This window comes from Mesorhizobium sp. M0678, from assembly GCF_040320505.1.
GTDB lineage: Bacteria > Pseudomonadota > Alphaproteobacteria > Rhizobiales > Rhizobiaceae > Mesorhizobium.
Window position 1 is genome coordinate 1 of the sequence record NZ_JAMYPT010000014.1, and the last position, 18,627, is coordinate 18,627.

General features: G+C 63.5%; 20 protein-coding genes. 11 read left to right on the forward strand and 9 right to left on the reverse strand.

Going from position 1 to position 18,627, the window contains the following annotated elements; translation table 11 throughout:
• Window positions 1-188 precede the first annotated feature (188 nt).
• Together NKI29_RS22645 and NKI29_RS22650 are read left to right on the forward strand one after the other, a co-directional pair.
• Window positions 189-2,285 (forward strand): TRAP transporter permease, encoded by a 2,097-nt coding sequence (locus NKI29_RS22645; RefSeq protein WP_352571588.1) that lies wholly within the window; start codon window positions 189-191, stop codon window positions 2,283-2,285.
• A complete protein-coding gene (locus NKI29_RS22650; RefSeq protein WP_352571587.1) occupies window positions 2,282-2,665 on the forward strand; it encodes a DUF1850 domain-containing protein in 384 nt (127 codons plus the stop codon). The genes NKI29_RS22645 and NKI29_RS22650 overlap by 4 nt, the downstream gene beginning before the upstream one ends.
• On the opposite strand, the gene NKI29_RS22655 is transcribed toward NKI29_RS22650, so the two are convergent.
• From NKI29_RS22655 to NKI29_RS22665, 3 genes are all read right to left on the reverse strand, one after another.
• The gene (locus NKI29_RS22655) at window positions 2,554-4,305 is read right to left on the reverse strand and encodes a saccharopine dehydrogenase family protein (protein ID WP_352571586.1); all 1,752 of its coding nucleotides are present in this window, start codon (window positions 4,303-4,305) and stop codon (window positions 2,554-2,556) included. The two genes, NKI29_RS22650 and NKI29_RS22655, sit on opposite strands and share 112 nt — an antisense overlap.
• Before the next feature lie 49 nt (window positions 4,306-4,354).
• Window positions 4,355-4,735: a thiol-disulfide oxidoreductase DCC family protein gene (locus NKI29_RS22660; RefSeq protein ID WP_352797337.1), complete on the reverse strand. Its 381-nt coding sequence runs from the start codon at window positions 4,733-4,735 to the stop codon at window positions 4,355-4,357.
• A 257-nt stretch (window positions 4,736-4,992) separates the two neighbouring features.
• Window positions 4,993-5,139 (reverse strand): hypothetical protein, encoded by a 147-nt coding sequence (locus tag NKI29_RS22665; protein WP_023678994.1) that lies wholly within the window; start codon window positions 5,137-5,139, stop codon window positions 4,993-4,995.
• A 407-nt stretch (window positions 5,140-5,546) separates the two neighbouring features.
• On the opposite strand from NKI29_RS22665, the gene NKI29_RS22670 reads away from it, so the two are divergent.
• The 3 genes from NKI29_RS22670 (at window position 5,547) to ligD (ending at window position 9,532) form a co-directional block, all read left to right on the forward strand.
• The gene (locus NKI29_RS22670; RefSeq protein ID WP_352473615.1) at window positions 5,547-6,053 is read left to right on the forward strand and encodes a YciE/YciF ferroxidase family protein; all 507 of its coding nucleotides are present in this window, start codon (window positions 5,547-5,549) and stop codon (window positions 6,051-6,053) included.
• Window positions 6,054-6,172: 119 nt separating this feature from the next.
• Window positions 6,173-7,024: a non-homologous end joining protein Ku gene (gene ku / locus NKI29_RS22675; protein ID WP_352571585.1), complete on the forward strand. Its 852-nt coding sequence runs from the start codon at window positions 6,173-6,175 to the stop codon at window positions 7,022-7,024.
• Window positions 7,025-7,033: 9 nt separating this feature from the next.
• Window positions 7,034-9,532: a DNA ligase D gene (gene ligD, locus NKI29_RS22680; RefSeq protein ID WP_352571584.1), complete on the forward strand. Its 2,499-nt coding sequence runs from the start codon at window positions 7,034-7,036 to the stop codon at window positions 9,530-9,532.
• 111 nt (window positions 9,533-9,643) lie between these two features.
• Here ligD and NKI29_RS22685 read toward each other — a convergent pair whose 3' ends face one another.
• Window positions 9,644-10,318, reverse strand: a complete 675-nt coding sequence (locus NKI29_RS22685) for an ArsR/SmtB family transcription factor (protein ID WP_352571583.1) — start codon at window positions 10,316-10,318, stop codon at window positions 9,644-9,646.
• 69 nt (window positions 10,319-10,387) lie between these two features.
• Between NKI29_RS22685 and NKI29_RS22690 the strand changes: the two genes are divergently transcribed.
• From NKI29_RS22690 to NKI29_RS22700, 3 genes are all read left to right on the forward strand, one after another.
• The gene (locus tag NKI29_RS22690) at window positions 10,388-10,603 is read left to right on the forward strand and encodes a DUF1127 domain-containing protein (protein WP_352571582.1); all 216 of its coding nucleotides are present in this window, start codon (window positions 10,388-10,390) and stop codon (window positions 10,601-10,603) included.
• A 97-nt stretch (window positions 10,604-10,700) separates the two neighbouring features.
• Window positions 10,701-11,033 (forward strand): NIPSNAP family protein, encoded by a 333-nt coding sequence (locus NKI29_RS22695; protein ID WP_352571581.1) that lies wholly within the window; start codon window positions 10,701-10,703, stop codon window positions 11,031-11,033.
• Entirely contained in the window at window positions 11,030-11,374 is a 345-nt protein-coding gene (locus NKI29_RS22700; protein ID WP_352571580.1) for an antibiotic biosynthesis monooxygenase family protein, read from the forward strand. The genes NKI29_RS22695 and NKI29_RS22700 overlap by 4 nt, the downstream gene beginning before the upstream one ends.
• A 6-nt stretch (window positions 11,375-11,380) precedes the next feature.
• On the opposite strand, the gene mbfA is transcribed toward NKI29_RS22700, so the two are convergent.
• The gene (gene mbfA / locus NKI29_RS22705) at window positions 11,381-12,364 is read right to left on the reverse strand and encodes an iron exporter MbfA (RefSeq protein WP_352451856.1); all 984 of its coding nucleotides are present in this window, start codon (window positions 12,362-12,364) and stop codon (window positions 11,381-11,383) included.
• Between the two features lie 181 nt (window positions 12,365-12,545).
• Here mbfA and NKI29_RS22710 point away from each other — a divergent pair, with 181 nt between their 5' ends.
• The 3 genes from NKI29_RS22710 to NKI29_RS22720 all read left to right on the forward strand — a co-directional run bounded on the left by NKI29_RS22710 (window position 12,546) and on the right by NKI29_RS22720 (window position 14,793).
• Window positions 12,546-12,863, forward strand: a complete 318-nt coding sequence (locus NKI29_RS22710; protein ID WP_023679003.1) for a hypothetical protein — start codon at window positions 12,546-12,548, stop codon at window positions 12,861-12,863.
• A 206-nt stretch (window positions 12,864-13,069) separates the two neighbouring features.
• Window positions 13,070-14,047, forward strand: coding sequence for a threonine ammonia-lyase (locus tag NKI29_RS22715; RefSeq protein WP_352571579.1), 978 nt, complete (start codon window positions 13,070-13,072; stop codon window positions 14,045-14,047).
• A gap of 92 nt (window positions 14,048-14,139) precedes the next feature.
• The gene (locus tag NKI29_RS22720) at window positions 14,140-14,793 is read left to right on the forward strand and encodes a glutathione S-transferase family protein (RefSeq protein ID WP_352571578.1); all 654 of its coding nucleotides are present in this window, start codon (window positions 14,140-14,142) and stop codon (window positions 14,791-14,793) included.
• Between the two features lie 36 nt (window positions 14,794-14,829).
• On the opposite strand, the gene NKI29_RS22725 is transcribed toward NKI29_RS22720, so the two are convergent.
• Genes NKI29_RS22725 through NKI29_RS22740 form a run of 4 tightly spaced genes read right to left on the reverse strand, consistent with a single transcriptional unit; the run spans window position 14,830 to window position 18,558 of the window.
• Window positions 14,830-15,966 (reverse strand): ABC transporter permease, encoded by a 1,137-nt coding sequence (locus tag NKI29_RS22725; RefSeq protein ID WP_023679006.1) that lies wholly within the window; start codon window positions 15,964-15,966, stop codon window positions 14,830-14,832.
• 8 nt (window positions 15,967-15,974) lie between these two features.
• The gene (locus NKI29_RS22730; protein WP_023679007.1) at window positions 15,975-16,895 is read right to left on the reverse strand and encodes an ABC transporter ATP-binding protein; all 921 of its coding nucleotides are present in this window, start codon (window positions 16,893-16,895) and stop codon (window positions 15,975-15,977) included.
• Window positions 16,892-17,845, reverse strand: a complete 954-nt coding sequence (locus NKI29_RS22735) for an HlyD family secretion protein (RefSeq protein ID WP_352571577.1) — start codon at window positions 17,843-17,845, stop codon at window positions 16,892-16,894. Before NKI29_RS22735 ends, NKI29_RS22730 begins: the two co-directional genes overlap by 4 nt.
• Window positions 17,842-18,558, reverse strand: coding sequence for a CerR family C-terminal domain-containing protein (locus NKI29_RS22740; protein ID WP_352571576.1), 717 nt, complete (start codon window positions 18,556-18,558; stop codon window positions 17,842-17,844). The genes NKI29_RS22735 and NKI29_RS22740 overlap by 4 nt, the downstream gene beginning before the upstream one ends.
• Window positions 18,559-18,627 lie beyond the last annotated feature (69 nt).

Genomic DNA, 18,627 nt, shown 5'->3' on the forward strand with positions numbered 1-18,627 from the left:
AAACTCATGTTTTTGTTTTACATCCCCCCCCCCCCCCCCCCCTGTCCCTCCTTGTCCCCCCCCCCCGCTTCGCTTTGGGGGGGGGGGGGGGGGGGCCCCCCCCCCCCCCCCCCCCCCCCCCCCCCCCGCCTCGCTTCGCTCGGCACCCTCCCCTCGAGGAGGGGACCGCCCCGCCAGGAACCCCGCTAATGACCGTAACCCCGACCGTTCTTTCCCCCACAGCGGAAGCTCCTGTCGAAGGATTGCCGCCTGGCTTCGGCGAAGGCATCGCCGGCAAGGCGGCTTTTTTTATCGCCATCGCCTTCTCCATCTTCCAAATCTACATCGCCGCCTATGGCAGCCTGCCGAGCCAGGTCATACGCGCCATGCATGTCGGCTTCCTGCTGCTGCTCGGCTTTGCCCTAATCGCCAATCTGCGCGCCAAAAGCGTCCCGGCGAAAGCAGTGTTCTGGACGCTCGGCCTGCTTGGTTTCGCCACCGGTCTGTACAATTGGGTGTTCTATGCCGACCTCATCCGCCGCTCCGGCTTTCTCACCACGCCTGACCTGATCGTCGGCGCGGTGCTGGTCGTGCTGGTCTTCGAGGCGGCCCGGCGGTTAATGGGGCTGCCGCTCGCCGTCATTGCCTTCATCTTTCTCGCCTACGCATTTGCCGGCAATCATCTGCCGCCGCCGTTCATCCATCGCGGTTATGATTTCGCCCAGCTCGTCGACACCTTCGCCTATGGCACCGAAGGCATCTACGGCACGCCGATCTATGTCTCGGCCGCCTACATCTTCATCTTCGTCGTTTTCGCCGCCTTTCTTGAGCGCGCCGGCATGATCGCGCTGTTCAACGATTTTGCGCTTGGCCTGGTCGGCTCATGGCGCGGCGGCCCGGCGCAAGTCTGCGTGCTGTCCTCGGCGCTGATGGGCACCATTTCCGGCTCCGGTGTTGCCAATGTGGTGGCCAGCGGCCAGTTCACCATCCCGCTGATGAAGCGCTTCGGTTTCCGCTCGGCTTTCGCCGGCGCCGTCGAGGCGACCTCGTCGATGGGCGGCCAGATCATGCCGCCGGTGATGGGAGCGGTGGCCTTTATCATGGCCGAGACCCTGAACATCCCCTATGCCGCGGTGGTCAAGGCGGCGATCATTCCGGCGCTGCTCTATTTCGGCGCCTGTTTCTGGCAGGTGCACCTGGAAGCCGGCAAGGCCGGCCTGCACGGCATGGCCAAGGCCGACCTGCCCAATCCGTGGGATGCGGTGAGACAACATTGGCCGCTGGTACTGCCTCTCGCAGCACTGATCTACCTGCTGTTTGCCGGCTACACACCGGTCTTCGCCGGCACCATGGGCCTGGCGCTGACCATTGTGCTTATCCTCGGCACGCCGCTGGCGGCATCGATCGGGCCGCTCGCCTTCCGTGTCGTCTTCTGGCTGGCGCTCGGGCTTGCCGCGGCTTCCTTCATGAAATTCGGCGTCAACATCCTCAGCCTGGTCATCGCCGTGCTGGTCGCCGCCTGCCTCACCTTCAAGGGCGGGCGCGAGACGCTGCGCATATGCGTGGATTCCCTTGCCGAAGGAGCAAAGAACGCGCTGCCGGTCGGCATTGCCTGCGCCATTGTCGGCATCGTCATCGGCACGTTGACGCTTACCGGCATCGCCTCGACCTTCATCGGCTGGATCATCTCGATCGGCGAGAACAATCTGTTCCTGTCGCTGCTTTTGACCATGCTCACCTGCCTGGTGCTCGGCATGGGCATACCGACCATTCCCAACTACATCATCACTTCGTCGCTGGCCGGGCCAGCGCTGCTGTCGCTCGGCGTGCCGTTGGTGGTCAGCCATATGTTCGTCTTCTATTTCGGCATCATGGCCGATCTCACCCCGCCTGTGGCGCTGGCCGCCTTCGCCGCCGCACCCATGGCCAAGGAAAGCGGCCTCAAGATCGGCATCCAGGCCACCAAGCTTGCCATTGCCGGCTTCGTTGTGCCGTTCATGGCGGTCTATACCCCGGCGCTGATGCTGCAGGACCCCGGCCCGATCGCCGCCCAGTTCGGCTATCCCGTCGAGGTCGCCTATATCGTCATCAAAGCCTGCATGGGTATCGTCCTGTGGGGCGCCGCGGCCGTCGGATTTCTCGCCCGGCGCATGGCCTGGTGGGAACGCCTCGTCGCCTTCGCCGCCGGCGTGCTGCTGGTTGCGGCGCTGCCGCTCACCGACGAGGCGGGCTGGGCGCTGTCCCTTGCCTGGATCGGCTGGCACTGCTGGCGCGCGCGGCAGGCTTCGCTGGCTAATTCAGCATGAGCCTCTGCATCGTCGCGGCCGGCAAGACGGTGACGCTCGCCGTTGCTGCCTTCACGCTCTCCTGGGTGCATTCGGTGGAGAAGACCCAGTGGCAGGAAGACTGGAAGGTGCTGCCGTCCGGCCTGCAGCTGGTCGAGGCCCGCATCAAGGGATCGGGCGCCGGGGTGGAGCCGCCGCAAGGCTCGGTGCTGAGAAACGGCTGGTGGGTCTATGCGCCCAAGGTCGGGCCACAGCGGCGCCTCGCGCTCGCCGCCTCGGGCGCCACGGGTCAGGGCTGGACGCTGTGCACGGCGCAGGACTGTCGCGAACTGGGCAAGCTGGCAGGCGGCCCGATCTCGTTGGAGCCGTGCGGGCCGGAGGGCTCCAGCCAGCCGCGGTAGCGGGCGATCATGCCGGCAAGCGGATGCGAGATCTCGACATGGAAGCGGAAGCGGCCATCCTTCACCGTTTCGTAGGAAGTCGAGCGTGGACCGAGCCACATCGGAAGCGGCAGGCCAAAAAAACTCCAGCGGCGCAAGACCAGCGCCAGCCGGCCGTCTTCGGCAACCAGCGCCATCGCGAAGGTCAGCGGGCCGAAGCGTTCGCACAGCAAGCGCTGCGATCGACCCCGGCCTGCGGACTGTAGGCTCGAAAAACTGTGCTTGCCGAATGTCCGGGTCCAGGTCTCGCCGTCCTTGTCGGTGTCGAAGCGGACATGAACCGGGATGTCCTCGCTTGCCCCGGGGAAGCCGACCGTCCAGGCCATTAGCCGGCCAAGAACATTGCGCCCGCGTTCGACGCGCGCGCGGCCTGCGGCCGTGATCGTACGGTCATGCATTGACCGAATTGCCTCGGGAAGGCCTTGCCAGGCGGCACCGAGCAGCTCGGCATAAAGCGGCTTGTCCTCGTCCGCCGCCCCGTTCCTGAAGCCGGTGTAGATTGTCCGCCCGGCGAACAGGGCTTCATAATCCCGGAGCTCCAAATCGCGCACCCCCGCCCGTGCGCCCGGCGCGGGCTGATGTCCGGCCAGCGCTTTGCGGGCCAGTGCTTCGACCGCCATCGACGGGATCAGCGGCCCGTCATTGCCCTCGGCCAAGAGATGCCACGAGCGCTTGACGATGGCGCCCGCCCGGTCCGATCCCTCGACCTCGACGAACATGCCGCCGCGATGCTCGCCCCAGCGCAGCCGGTTCGTTGCCTCATGCATCAGCGGCGCCAGCGGCGAAAGCGAACCGATCAATCCGGCGCGCACCAGCCAGGCGAGGCCGATCAGGGCGCGGTGCAGCACCTCGGGTACCGGCCCGGCTCCCATCCAGATGGTCCTCGCCTCCGGCCAAAGCGCGGCCAAGGCGCGCAGGTCTGGAACGTCGACCAGAGAAAACAGCGTGTTTCGAAGCGGCAGCCGGCCCGGCGGCGCGATAGTGTAGCGCAGCTGCTCGGTAAACGGACGGCCTTGTTCGGGACGGCCATTGCGAACAAGCCGCACCGGCCGACCGGCATAACCGGCGATAGCCCGGATGACGTTCCCGCCGACGCCGGCAAAGGGCGAAGGCGCGATGCCGCCGCGAATGCCGTCGACCCGCGTCAGGTCCGAAGACAGGCGACGCACCACCGCCGCCGTCAGCACCGGAAAGCTCGAGACGCCGGACAGCACGAAGACGCCGGCGTTTCGCGCCGCCTCGTCGAACGCAGAGACCCCGGCGACGAAATCCGAGCCGTCGGCTAGATCGAGATAGTTGATGCGCCGGGCGATGCAGGCCTCGATCAGGCGATAGCGTCCCTCGCCATAGGCCTGGAACGGACCGCTCGCGTCGACTACAATATCAGGCTCAAATGCAGCGAGTTGCGCGGCGAGATCGCCGTCACGGTCGAACAGTGCCGGCACCAGCTGGGCTGCTGTCGGGGCGCGCTTCTTGCAATACGCGTCAGCCTTGGCGAGCGAGCGCCCGGCGACAAAGAGGATCAGATGCGGCTCGCCCTCCAAAAGCTCGACGGTGCGACCGCCAAAGGTGCCATAGCCGCCGACGACAAGAACCTTCATCCGCAGTTCCCCCAAAATGCCCCGCCCGCTCCCGGCCACGGCAACGAACCTAGCCGATCAATCTTGCCCTCACCTCAGCGGAAGGGATTTCGCAATTGTCCTTCTTGCCGAACAGGGCGTAGCGGTTCTTTGCGATGCGGTCGTAGAGCCAGTCGCGAAGCGGGCGCGGCAACAGCAGCAGGATCCGCGCCGCCCGCCACGGCCAGCCGAGTTCGGCCATGACGGCAACGAAACTGTCCAGGCGGGTGAAAGCCGCGCCATCGACGATGACGAGATTGGTCTCGTAGCGATCCGTCCGCAGCCCGTATTTCTTGAACAGCATCTCGCCGAAGGGCCACTGCGCCGTTACGAAATGAAAGCGGCCCTTGCGGTCGAGCTTCACCACCATGCGCACAAAGCCCGAGCACAACACGCAAATACCGTCGAACACGATCAACGGGCGACTTGATTCGAATTCTGGCGGCTCAGGAGAATGGTTCGGCTTGACGATCACGTGACGCCCGGCAGCTGGTGTCAGGCGACACTAGGCCTGCCGGCGGCTGGATCAAAGCCCGGAATGCTGAAGGCTTGGCGTTGTCGCACGCCGTCTGTCGGTCAGCGCAGGGCGCTCGGCGCGATAAGTCGTTGACCGATTGTCGGCGTCGGGCCGGCAGATACGGCTGTCGTGACGGCTCTCCATGCTCATCATCAGCGCACGCTGATCCCAAGCGTGTTGCCACGGCGCGCGCAGGCGGGGCCTGGGCCGCGCATATAATAGCGCTCAGGCCGATAGGTCGGCGCGACGAATTCGCGGATGGCGGCGGCATAGCCGGCGATTTGATTCCAGAAGCTCATTTTACTCGGTCCCTGTCCCGTTTCGGATGTCCCTTCCGAATTGCGGGGATCATAGCGTCCAGGCGTGAATAGTCGGTGAACGCGATGTTAATCTCTGGTCGAAAATGCCTTTGTTCATGGCTGGAATGCGGCTGATTCGCGGTGTTTCCATGCAGTCCGTCGGCATTTCGTCCAGTGTGACTTTTGCATCACATATGTTTCGCCTGAATGTCGCAGAGGCGCGGTTTTGTTTCAGGTTTTGCCGGACCGCGAAATTTCCGTGCACGCGGCCGGAAAACCAGGAACCGGCCCGTCAGCCGCACGTTGATTTCCCAGTGCCGGGACGAACTGGCTCCGCAGGCTGTGGTGCTCGGGTGGGCCGCAGCCAAAAAATCCGAAACTGCAAGAGCAATGGAAAGGCAAAGGCCATGGGTTTCTTTTCGAAGGATATCAAAACCCTCGACGACCTCTTCGTGCACACGCTGCGCGACATCTATTACGCTGAAAAACAGATCGAAAAATCGCTGCCGAAGATGATCGACAAGGCGAGTGATCCGCAGCTGAAAGCCGGCTTTGAGAAACATCTCGCTCAGACCAAGGGTCATATCCAGCGTGTCGAGCAGGTGTTCGAACTGCACGGCGTGAAGGCCAAGCAGGTCGACTGCCCGGCCATCGACGGCATTCTCGAAGAAGCCGACGACGTCAGCGGCGACATCGCCGACAAGGAGGTCCTCGACGCTGCGCTGATCGCCTCCGCCCAGGCGGTCGAGCATTATGAGATGACCCGTTACGGCACCCTGATTGCTTGGGCCAAGCAACTGGGCCGCAGCGACTGCGCCAATGTGTTGGCCAACAACCTCAAGGAGGAGCAGGCAACCGACCGCAAGCTTACCGAAATAGCGGAAAGCAAGGTCAACCTGCAAGCCGCCGAGTAGGGCAGTGAGCGAGAACAAGGCAAGGCTGGGTTGAAAGCCCGGACTTGCCTTTTGCGCCGCCGGAACCGGAACGGACTTTGCCCGTTCTCGGTTGAACATTGTCGCGCAGGGAGTTTGTCATGGCGCCGCGCCCGGCCTGGAGAGGGTATCTCAAGCTTTCGCTGGTCACTTGCGCCGTCGAACTGACCAATGTCGTCACCCAGGCCGAGAAAGTCTCGTTCCGCGTGCTCAACCGCAAGACCGGCAATACCGTCAAGCGCGTCTATGTCGATTCGGCAAGCGGCAAGCCGCTCGATGAAGGCGACGAGATCAAGGGCTACGAGATCGGCGACGGCGACTTCGTCCAAATCGAGGAGGAGGAGATCGAAGCCGTGCTGATCGACTCCTCGCATACGATGAGCCTCGATGGTTTCATCGAAAAATCCTCGATCCAGCAGATCTATCTCGATGCGCCCTATTATGTGACGCCTGCGGACGAGGTCTCGGAAGAGGCCTTCGCCGTCATCCGCGACGCCATGGCCGCCAAGAAGACGGCGGGGCTAGCCCGCATTGTGCTCTATCGCCGCGAACGTCCGGTGGTCATTGAGCCGTTGGGCAAGGGTCTGCTGCTGACGACCCTGCGCTATGGCGATACGGTTCGCAGGCCCGAGATGGTGTTCGGCGACATCAAGCCGGTGAAGACCGACGCCGAGATGATCAGGCTGGCCGAACACATCGTCGATGACAAACAGGCGAAGTTCGATCCTTCCGAATTCGAGGACAAATACGAAAACGCCCTGATCGAGCTGGTCCGCGCCAAGAAGGCCGGCAAGAAGGCACCGAAGACCAAGGCGGAACCACGGCCCTCCAACGTCGTCAACCTCTTCGATGCGCTGAAGAAGAGCCTTTCGTCGGAAGCCGGTGCGCCGGCAAAGACCGGACGCCCGGCAAAAGGCGCCAAGTCCAAAGCCGCCCGGCGCAAATCTGCTTAGGATCCGCCCATGGCCAGCCTCGAGCAGTATCACGCCAAGCGCAATTTCAAGAAGACGGCCGAACCAGCCGGCAAGGTTTCGCGCGGCAAGAAAGCCGTGCCGGGTGGCATCTTCGTCATCCACAAGCATGCCGCCACCAGGCTTCACTACGACCTTCGTCTCGAGCACGGCGGCGTGCTGTGGAGCTGGGCGGTGACGCGAGGCCCGAGCCTCGACCCGCACGAAAAGCGGCTCGCCGTGCATGTCGAGGACCACCCGATCGACTATGCGCCGTTTGAAGGCACCATCCCGAAGGACCAATATGGCGGCGGCTCGGTCATTGTCTGGGATGAGGGAACTTGGGTCCCCGATGGCGACCCGGCAAAGGCGATGAAGAAAGGCCATATCAGTTTCGAACTGCATGGCCACAAATTGCATGGCGCATGGCATCTGGTGCGGCTGAAGCCGCGTCCGGGCGAAAAGCGTGACAACTGGTTGCTGATCAAATCCGACGATGCCGCCGCGCGTCCAGGCGAGGACATTTTGCAGGAGGCGCCGCAATCGGTGAAATCCGGCCTGACCATCGAGGAGGTCGGCGAAGGCAAGACCGCCGACGGCAAGAAGCCAAGGGTCTGGCAGTCCGACAGGCCGGCTACCGGCAAGAAGGCAGTCGCGGCAAGGCGGCTCGAATTCATCGAACCGGCGCTCGCAACGCTGGAGCGGGACGCGCCGCCCGGCAAGGACTGGCTGCATGAGGTGAAGTTCGACGGCTATCGCATGCAGTCGCAGCTTGCCGGCACCGAGGTGCGGCTTTTGACACGCGCCGGCCTCGACTGGACCGACAAATTCGGTGGCGCAATTGTCGCGGCACTTGGCGGCCTGAAATGCACCGATGCGATCATCGACGGCGAAATCGTCGTGCTGGCGGATAACGGCGTCTCGTCATTCTCGCTGCTGCAGCAAGATCTGTCGGCGGGCCGCACGGATCGTTTCATCTACTACGTTTTCGACCTGTTGCGTCTCAACGGTGAGGATATCCGTTCCGAGCCGCTGGTCGAGCGCAAGGAAAGGCTGCGCACTTTGCTCGCCGGACAGGCCGAGGATCAGGCCGTGCGCTTCAGCGACCACTTTGCCGAGCCCGGCAAGATCATGCTGGAGCATGCTTGCCGGCTGGGGCTCGAAGGCGTCGTCTCCAAGCGTGCCGATGCGCCCTACCGCAGCGGTCGTGTTCCCTCGTGGGTGAAGTCGAAATGCACGGCGCGCCAGGAATTCGTCATCGGCGGCTATATGCCGTCGGACAAGACCGGGCGCGGCCTGCGCTCGCTGCTGGTTGGCTATCACGAGGGCGGCAAGCTGCGCTATGCCGGCCGCGTCGGCACCGGCTTCACGGCCAAAAGCACCAACGAGCTGAAGAAGAGGCTTGATGCGCTGAAGACGACAACCTCGCCCTTCGACAGGGCGGTGCCAAGGGGCAAGGGGCTGGTCTGGGTCAAGCCCGAACTTGTCGGCGAAGTGGAGTTTCGCAGTTGGACGTCGGACCGTATAATACGCCACGCGTCGTTCCAGGGATTGCGCGAGGACAAGCCGGCGGAGGAAGTCGTGCAGGAGAAACCGAAAGCACGCTCAGCCACGGCCGAGCCGAGGCCAAAGCCCGCCGAACCCGCCGGCGCGGCGAAAACCTCGGTTACACTGTCCCGCCCCGACAAGCTTCTGTGGCCCGAGGAGAACGTATCGAAGCAGGATCTGGTTGATCACTACGCGCTGGTCTGGCCGCGCATGAAGCAATTCGTCATCAACCGGCCGCTCAGCCTCGTGCGGGCGCCGGACGGCGTTGGCGGCCAACGGTTCTTCCAAAAACATGCCTCGGCCGGCATGAGTGAAAAAATAGCCGTGATGAAGGATCCGACGGACGGCGAGGAAATCCTGTTCATCCGCGATTTCGACGGCGTCGCGGCGCTGGTGCAACTGGGCGTCGTCGAGATCCACATCTGGGGCTCGACCACCAACGAGCTGGAAAAACCCGACCAGATCATCTTCGATCTCGATCCGGACGAGGGCGTCGACGTGAAGGCGGTGCGTGCCGCGGCGCTCGATATCCGCGGCCGGCTCGACGAACTGTCCCTGCCGAATTTCGTCAAGACCTCGGGCGGCAAGGGCTATCATGTCGTCGTGCCGCTGAAGCCGTCGGCGGATTGGGACGAGGTCAAAGGCTTCGCCCATGAGTTCGCCCGAGCGCTCGAACAGGCCGCGCCCGACCGCTACACGGCGACGCTGTCGAAGAGGGCGCGCACCGGCAAGATTTTCGTCGATTATCTGCGCAACGGCCGCGGCGCCACCACGGTTGCGCCCTATTCGTCGCGCGCCAAAAAGGGAGCCACGGTATCGATGCCGGTGACCTGGGCGGAGATCGAGGCCGGATTGCCGCCGAACGCCTTTCCGATCGGCGACAAGACGACGCTGAAGCGGCTCGGGCAAGCCGATCCCTGGGCGGATTTTTTCAAGCAGGCAAAGCCGCTCAAGCGCGGCTAGAGCAATTTCAGGAAAGTGTGAAACGGTTTTCCGTCCGGAATTGCGTCAAAACAAAAAGATAGAGTGGTTCGGCGTTCCCGTGAAACGCCGAACGCGCATCGAAGCGCGCCGTCAGGCGAGAAACGTCTTCTCGAAGGCCTGCTTGCCTACCGGTGAAAAGATCACGGCACGGCTGTCCTTCTCGCGCCGTGCCCATTTCTCGGCGAGGACCTTGTCGAGAATGGCGGCGCCCAGCGCGCCGGCAAGATGCGAACGCCTCACGCTCCAGTCGAGGCAGGCGCGGCACACCGGTCGCCGCGCTTTGGTATGGATGTCGATGCCGATCGCGGCGAAATGCGAGGCGGCCGACGGCCCAAGCTGGATCACCTCGTCGTCGCGCAGGAGCACTTGTCGAGCCACAAGACGGTCCAGCATCGCCACCGCCTGCTCGCCGGCGAGGTGATCGTAGCAGACCCGCGCCACGCGCATGGCCGCGTCGCGAGGGCCGGGTCGCACCCTCTGCGGTCCGACCGCAGCGGCAACGCCGGTGATGGCTTCGATCATTCCCGCCACCTGCGGGCCGGCGAGGCCGTAATAGCGGTGCCGCCCCTGGCTCGCCAGTGTCAGCAGCCCGCCTTCCATCAGCTTCGACAGATGCGAGCTCGCTGTCGGAAGCGACACCCCGGCTTCGAGTGCCAGTTCGCTCGCCGTCAGTGCCGTGCCGCCCATCAGTGCGGACAGCATGTTTGCCCGCGCCGGATCGCCCACCAGGCTGGCAATGCGGGCTATGTCAGGTCCTTCGCGCATAGTTCGTTCCTCATCGAAGCATCCTCGTCAGATAAAGCATTAGTCTCGATGCAAATCAAGGAGACAACGATGCCTGCAAGGACCATTCTCAGCGCCGCGCCTGCTCGCCGGCCGTTCCCGTTCATCGTCTTGCGCCGCTTGCGGCTGCGGCTCCTGAAGCGGTGGTACGACCGTCATTTGCAGCGTCTCGACCTCGCCGAGATCGACGATCATCTGCTGCGTGACCTTGGCCTGACACCCGAAGACGTCCGTCGCGAGTGCGCGAAATCCTTCTGGCAAACCTGACCGGCCAGCGAATTTGCCTAGCATATCGATCTTCGGAACGTTTCGACCCGGCTCGAACTGTGACCGCCAGAAAACATCCACCGCCAAGGAGGCGAAAATGACCATCACCTGCTTCATCCGCTACGAGATCGATCCGTTCGGCAAGGCGGCATTCGAGGAATATGCACGCAATTGGGGGCAGGCGATCCCGCGCTGCGGCGCCGATCTGATCGGCTATTTCGCGCCGCACGAAGGCTCGGCCACCACGGCTTATGCCGCCTACAACATCGACAGTCTTGCGGCCTACGAAGCCTACCGCGCCCGGCTCGCCGCCGATCCCGCCGGCAAGGCGAACTACGAGTTCGCCCGACGGGAAAAATTCATTCTGAAGGAGGACCGCATCTTCCTCAAGCTGGCCTCCGGGCCGCATGCTCCTTCGGTGAAGCCATGATCGCCGTCATCTTCGAGGTCGAGCCGGCGGCGGGCAAGCGCGATGCCTATCTCGGCATCGCCGCCGACCTGCGCCCACTGCTCGACGGCATCGACGGTTTCCTGTCGATCGAGCGCTTCCAGAGCCTTGCCGATCCGAACCGCATCCTGTCGCTGTCCTTCTGGCGCGACGAGGACGCGGTGAAGACCTGGCACAACACGCAGGAACATCGGCAGGCGCAGAAGGCCGGGCGCGGCGGTATCTTTGCGGACTATCGTTTGCGCATCGCCCATGTCGTGCGCGATTACGGCCTGACCGAACGCGCCGAGGCGCCTCAGGACAGCCAGGCGGTAAATGGTTAAGGACTGTTAGGCATTCCCGATCAGCACCCCTGCCGCAAACACCAGCGCGCCACCCAGCACCACCTGGAAGGCGGCGCGCCAGAATGGCGTCTGCATGTAGCGGTTCTGCACGAAGGCGATCGCCCACAGCTCGAAGAAAACCACCACGGCGGCGACAATGGTCGCCGTCCAAAAAAGCGGGATTAGATAGGGCAGCGCATGGCCGAGCCCGCCCAGCGTCGTCATGACGCCGACGGTCAGCCCGCGTTTTGCCGGCGAGCCGCGGCCCGATAATTTGCCGTCGTCGGAAGCCACCTCGGTGAAACCCATCGAGATGCCAGCGCCGATCGAGGCGGCAAGCCCGACCAGAAAGGTCTGGAACGTATCATGCGTGGCAAAGGCGGCGGCAAAGATCGGCGCCAGCGTCGACACCGAGCCATCCATCAGCCCGGCCAGCCCCGGTTGGACATAGGTCAGGATGAACTGGCGCTGCTCGGCTGCCGTTTCTTCGTCCTTGACCGCGCCCGGCACATGCTTTTGCTCCAGCCGCTGCGCCAGTGTCTCGTGGCCCTGTTCTGCGATCGCCAGGTCGTCGAGCAGCTTTCGCGTCGACGCATCGCCTGTGCGTTTGGCCGCCTCGATATAGAACAGGTAGGCCTGCCGCTCCATGGCCTCGGCTTGGCTGCGCACATGATCGATGCCGAGCGGCCTCACCAGCCAGTCCGGCTTGCGTTCGTAATAGCCCTTCACATGTTCGCGCCGGATCAGCGGTATGCGCTCGCCGAAACGCTTGCGGTAAAGCTCGATCAGCGAATCGCGATGGCCGTCCTCCTCCTCCGCCATCTCCTCGAACACCTTGGCCGATTGCGGAAAGCTCTCCGCCAGCCCGTCGGCATAGGCGCGATAGATGCGCCCGTCATCCTCCTCGGAGGAGATGGCGAGCGCCAGGATCTCCTGTTCCGAGAGCGATTCAAAGGGACGGCGGCCGAAGCCGAAAACGCGGGAAAGCATGAGAAATTCACCCTAGTTTAGAATAGTTCTAAACTATGACCTCGCACGTCGCCGGTCAATCGTGTGCGCTCCACTCATGCTCAAAAGGTACAGGCTTCAAAATCCCGAACACATCGCCGTTGCTATCGGCAAACGTTCACTTATATAACCGAATCTCAACCAAGAGAAAGGAACGCCGCAGATGCCGGAAAAACAGCAGCTGTTTGATCCCAAACCGGTTCTCGACCTTATCGCTAATATTGAGGCGGATCTGCAGCGCCTGAAAGGCCTAGTCGAGCAGCAGGTCGAAAAATTCGATCCCGCCAATCCGCACAACAAGGCTCCCGACGGCAAGTTGACCGAGGAGGGCGTCGAGTGCTGCTATCGGCTGTTCGACGAGGGCAAGTCGCGCTATTCGGTCGCCCAACAGATGAAGATCTCCTTCGCCGCCGCCACCCACCGCTTCAACACCTGGCGCAAGATGGGCGGCCCCAAACGGCAAAAGACGCTGTTGGGGTGAGGAGCGGCAGGCTATGCCGGTCAATCGACAACGATTTGTCGACTGAAGCGACGAATGCATGGCAGAGGGCCGAGGAGGCGGTGGGGACAGTCACGCCCCACTCTCCTGCCTCCAAGGACGAATTGTAACGGTCACATTTTTTCATTGGTGCGCCGCCTCCCTTTCCGTGCAGCATAGGCGGTCTCATCTCTTGCAGGACCCTAGCCATGACCACCCCTCCCGGCATCGCCGATATTCACAGCGCAGCAGCGCGATTGTCCGGACTGATCGTCGAAACGCCGCTGATCGAATCGCCGGAGTTGAACAAGCGCTTCGGCGCCAGGATCCTGTTCAAGCCCGAGACGTTGCAGCGCACCGGCTCGTTCAAGTTCCGCGGTGCATACAACAAGCTCTCCTCGCTCTCGGCGGAAGAACGCGCCCGCGGCGTCGTCGCCTTCTCGTCGGGTAATCACGCGCAAGGCGTCGCCGCCGCGGCGGCGATGTTCGGCGTCAAGGCCGTAATCGCCATGCCTACCGACGCGCCGGCGATGAAGGTCGGCAATGTCAGGAAGATGGGCGCCGAAGTGATCACCTTCGACCGGGTCCGCGACGATCGCACTGCCGTCGTCCGTTCTTACGTGGAAAAGGGCATGGTCCTGGTGCCGCCCTACGACGATCCGGCCATCATCGCCGGCCAGGGCACGATCGGCCTCGAATTGATGCGCCAAGCAAGAGCGCTTGGCGTCAGCCTCGATGCGGTAGTGGTTCCCTGCGGCGGCGGCGGGTTGAGCAGCGGCATTTCGATCGCGGTCAAGGACGCCTCGCCGGGCACCGCCGTCTTGGCCGTGGAACCCGAGCATTTCGACGACACACGCCGCTCGCTGATCAAAGGCGCCAGGGTGTCGAACGCGCCCGGCCACACCTCGATCTGCGATGCCCTTCTCGTCGCCGAGCCCGGCGCGATCACTTTCGAAATCAACCGCAAGAATCTCGCCGGCGCCATCGCCGTTTCCGACAGCGCGGTGACACAGGCGATGCGCGACGCGATGGCTTGTCTGAAGCTGGTGGTCGAACCTGGCGGTTGCGTCGGCTTGGCCGCGCTGTCGTCAGGCGAAATCGACCTTGCCGGCAAATGCATTGCCGTGGTGCTCTCCGGCGGCAATGTCGATCTCAGCACCTATGCCGAGATCATTGCTGCCGGCTAGGATAGCAACCAGTTCCAGCTCATGTGCCGATTCGAGGTGCTCAAGCGTCCGTTGCACCCGGTCGAACCGGTACCCTTCAAAGACTGAGATCAATGAAACTGTTCTTCAGCCGCAATCCCAATCCTCGCCTCGCGGTCGCGGTGGCACGGTATCTCAACGCCAAGGTCGAGTTTGAATTCGCCTCTCCCTTCGCTCCGGGCCAGGCCGAGCGATTTCGGCCGCTCAATCCTAATCTTTCATTGCCCATCCTTATAGGTTCGGGAAAAAGCCTCTGGGAGGCCGACGCCATAGCCTGTCGGCTTTCGCGCGATATGCATTCGGATTTCTGGCGCGCTGGCGACGACGAGCCCGAGATGATCCGATGGCTGAGTTGGGGGAAAGAGAACTTCGCACGAGCCTGCGATGTCGTGCATTTCGAACGCGGGACCAAACAGCGCTATGGGCTCGGCCCGATAGATCAGGCGCGGGTTGAGGAGGGCCTGAGGGACTTCAGTACCGCCGCTGCAATACTTGATGCCGAGCTTTCTGAGCGCGACTGGCTGGTCGGCAATTCGGTTTCCTACGCCGACTTTCGAATGGCGACGTTTCTGCCCTTCAACGATGTCGCCCGATTGCCGCTCGATGACTATCCCTCTGTCAGTCGCTGGTATCTTCAACTCGAAGAAATCGACGCCTGGCGCGATCCCTTCGAAGGGCTCAATGCGCCTGAATTGACACCGGTCCCGGGCCAGGCCGAGTCCGTGTGAATCTCGATCATTTGCACAAGCGGATCGAGTTCGACCCTAATCCAGCGTCCGGCGGAACCGCACCAGCGCAATACCGGCGAACAGCGCCACGAACACCACCAGCCAACCGATTTCCGTTGCCACCGCCGGCAGTTCGGCGCCCTTCAGCATCACCGCGCGGATGATGCGCAGGAAGTGCGTCAGCGGCAGCACCTCGCCAAAGACCTGCGCCCAGTCCGGCATGCCGCGATAGGGGAACATGAAGCCGGACAGCATGATCGACGGCAAGAAGAAGAAGAAAGTGAGCTGCAGGGCCTGCATTTGCGTGCGGGCGATCGTCGAGATCGTGTAGCCGAGCAGCACCAGCGCCAAGACGAAGATCAGGACCGCCGTCAACAGCAGCGACATCGACCCGGTGAAGGGGATGGCAAACAGAAGCTTCGAGGCTGCCAGCACCACCAGCACCTGCACGGCGCCGACCGCCAGATAGGGCAGCACCTTGCCCAGCATGATCTCGAGCGGGCTTGACGGCATCGCCAGAAGGTTCTCCATCGTGCCGCGCTCGGTCTCGCGCGTCAGCGCGATCGAGGTCATCATCACCATCGTCATCTGCAGGATGACGCCGAGCAGGCCGGGCACGATGTTGTATTGCGAGACGGCTTCCGGATTGTAGCGCCGGTGCACCACCACCTGGAGCTGGCCCCGGGCAGCCTCGGCCGCCGTTTCCTGCATGCCGCGTGCCCTGAGCAGCGCCTGGTTGGCGACGGTGCCGAGCGTCGAGATGGCGCCGCTGGCGACGGCCGGATCGGTCGCATCCGCCTCGATCAGAATCTGCGGGCTGTCGCCGCGCTCGACCCGCCGGGCAAAATCGGCGGGAATGGTGACGACGAAGGCGACGTCGCCGCGCGCCATCAGGAATTCGGCTTCGGCGGCACTTTGCGCGACGTGGTCGAAGCGGTAATAGCCGGTGGTCTGCAGCGCCGAAACCATGGCTCGTGTGTAAGGATCGCTGCTCATCGCCACCAGCGCTGCCGGCAGGCTCTTCGGATCGTTGTTGATGGCATAGCCGAACAGCACCAGCTGCATCAACGGCACGCCGAGCATCATGGCGAAGGTGATGCGGTCGCGCCGCATCTGGATGAACTCCTTGATCAGCAGCGCGCCTAGCCTGGCGAACGAAAAGATGCTGTTTATCCCATTTTTCATCCCATGTTGTCCTTCGAACCGGACATGAACTGGATGAACACATCCTCCAGGCTGGTCTCGCCGGGCGTCACCGTAACGCCCTCGTGCTCTTTCTCGACATCGGCGAGCGCTGCCTGAAGTGCCGTCCTGTCGGAGCCGACGACATGCAGCGTCGCGCCGAACGGCGCCACCTGGTCGACGCCGGGGCGGCCATGAAGTGCGGCAGCGACCTGATCGAGCCGCGGCCCTTGCAGGACGAAGGTGGTCAGCCCGGCATTCCTCACCACGTCCTCGACCGTGCCGGTGGCCAGCATCTTGCCGTAGGAGATGTAGCTGATGCGATGGCAGCGCTCGGCCTCATCCATGTAATGGGTGGAGACCAGCACGGTCAGGCCGCCGCTCGCCAGCCGGTGGATCTCGTCCCAGAATTCGCGTCGCGCTTTCGGGTCGACGCCCGCAGTCGGTTCATCGAGCAGCAGCAGTTTCGGCTTGTGCATGATGCAGGCGGCCAGCGCCAGCCGCTGCTTCCAGCCGCCGGACAGGGTACCGGCCAACTGGTTCCTGCGCGATGTCAGGCCGAGCTCCTCAAGCGTCTTAGCCACGTGCTCGTCGAGCGGCTTCAGCCGGTACAGCCGAGCCACGAATTCGAGATTCTCGCCGATCGTCAGATCTTCGTAGAACGAGAATCTCTGCGTCATGTAGCCGACTTCGCGTTTGATCCGCAGGCTGTCGGTGCGGATGTCGAAGCCCAGAACCGTGCCTTCGCCCTCATCCGGCGTCAGCAAGCCGCACATGATGCGGATGGTCGTCGTCTTGCCCGAGCCGTTCGGCCCGAGGAAGCCGACGATCTCGCCCTCGGCCACAGCCATAGTCACATGATCGACGACGGTCTTGTCGCCAAAGCGTTTGACCAGGCCGTGCACGTCGATGACGTTCATTTTCCGATGTCCGCCAGATCGACGTCGACGATCTGCCCGGGCTGCAAGGCGCTGGCGTCGCCCTCCGGCCGCGCTTCGACCAGATAGACCAGCTTTTGCCGGGTCTCGAGCGAGTAGATCACCGGCGGCGTGAATTCCGGATCGGGCGACACATAGCTGACGCGTGCCTTCACGCCCGACCCGCAGCCGTCGCAATGGACGTTGAGCAGCGTGCCGACGTCGACCGAGGAGAACGCGCTTTCCGGCACATAGACGCTGAGCTTCACCGCGCCGTCCGGCAGTATCGAGATAACCGGTGCCGTCGGCCCGGCCGTATCGCCGGGATTGCGGATCACGTCGTTGACCCGGCCGGGCGAAGGCGCCGTCAGCACGCGCTTCGACAGCCGCCATTGCGCTTGCTCCAGCGCCGATTGCGCCTGCCTGACCTGATTGTCGGCGGCCTTGATAGTCTCGGGCCGTGCCGGCAGGCCGCCGACCGCGAGATTGGCCTCCGCCTGGCCGACCTGCGCGTTGGCCGTCTCCAGCGTCGCGGAAGCCGTGTCGTAGTCGGCCTGTGTGCCGGTGCCGCGTTTGAACAGATCGCTGGCGCGGATGTAACGGCGTTTGGCGTCGGCGGCTTGCGCCTTGGCCATGTCGACCTGCGCCTTGAGCACCGCAATCTCTTCCGGCCGCTTGCCGACCTGTAGGTCGGCAAGTTGCGCCTGGGCCTGCGCAAGGGCCGCCTCGGCTTGTGCGATGGCGATCTTGGCGTCGGCGTTTTCCAGCGTCACCACCGGCGTGCCGGGCGCGACGCGGTCGCCGCGCTTGACCGCAATCGTCTCGACCTGCGCCACCTCGATCGGCGCGAGCAGGACGTAGTCGCCCTCGACGTAGCCGACGGCGAGCGGTGCTGCCGGCGCGCAGGCGCTGAAAAGCTGGGCGGCAAACGGCAAAGAACAGAGCAGGCTCATGATCCACGATCCTTCCGGACAGCCAAATCGCGCCGAGCTAAAATCGCGCTGAGATTGTCGGTTATTGTTGCCGCGATCTTGCCGGCCTCGTCGTCGCCGATCTCGCGCCAGCCCATCCGGCGCATAACTGCCTCGCGGCCGATGCGGAAATAGACGACCTGGCCGATCAGCGTAAATACGGTGAGTTTAGTGCGCTCGCTCTCGGCCGGCTCGCCCGTCGCCTGTTCCCAGATCAGGCAGAGTCGGTGATGCGCCGGTTCGAACACGCCATCATAGATACGGTCGAGCGCGGCGGTTGGATGCGACAGCTCACGCAGGACGAACTGTACAATCTCGCCGGCTTCCGGCCTTGCCGCGATGAAGGCGACCATCCGCTCCAGTGCGACGGCCAAATGTGCCCGCGCGGCCTCGGTGTCCGCCAATGCCGCGGCCGGCGCTTGCAGATTGCCGATCGCCTGGCCGGCAACGGTCTGGATGGTGTCGACGATGTAGTCGGCCGCGGCGTTGCGGAGCCCTTCCTTGCCGCCGAAATGATAGGCGATCGAGCCGATATTGGCCTTGGCCTCAGCCGCGATCTGGCGCGTTGACGTGCCGTCGAAACCCTGGCGTCCGAACAGCTTCAGCGCCGCGCGCACGAGTGCCGTCCGCGTCATATCCGCGGCGGTCTTGGGCGCCTCATGAGGAAGGCCGCTGGCGCTGGGCGATTTGATCATGGCCAACAATTTAATCAATCGAATGATTAAAGTCAAGTGCGGTCAAGCGGCTTGCCAACTCTGGCCGTG